The sequence below is a fragment of the Streptococcus sp. HMSC064D12 genome, assembly GCF_001837205.1.
Taxonomy (GTDB): domain Bacteria; phylum Bacillota; class Bacilli; order Lactobacillales; family Streptococcaceae; genus Streptococcus; species Streptococcus salivarius_D.
Genome location: NZ_KV831725.1, coordinates 143,264 through 143,493, shown reverse-complemented (window position 1 = coordinate 143,493; position 230 = coordinate 143,264). Strand labels below are relative to the sequence as shown.

General features: G+C 46.1%; 1 protein-coding gene. It reads right to left on the bottom strand.

Features of this window, described 5'->3' with window-relative positions; all coding sequences use genetic code 11:
- The coding region (locus HMPREF2697_RS10470; RefSeq protein ID WP_180364352.1) for a hypothetical protein at positions 1–230 on the bottom strand (230 nt) is incomplete at both ends.

The following is a 230-nucleotide window of genomic DNA, read 5'->3' as shown; positions in this document are numbered from 1 at the left end:
TGTAGTTTCAGAATTAGCTACTTCCGAACTAGCTATACTTGTGACTTCAGAGCTTGGTTTTTCAGAAACAGTTTCTGTTGAAGCCACTTCAGAGCTTGCCACTGGTGTTTCTGACACTGTGGCAGCCTCGCTTGAAGCGGTAGCAGCTGTGTTTTCTGCAGGTTTAGCTGTGGCTTCATTACTTGCTGGAGCATCGACGTCAATAGCGCCTTCTTTGATGATGGCTTCAA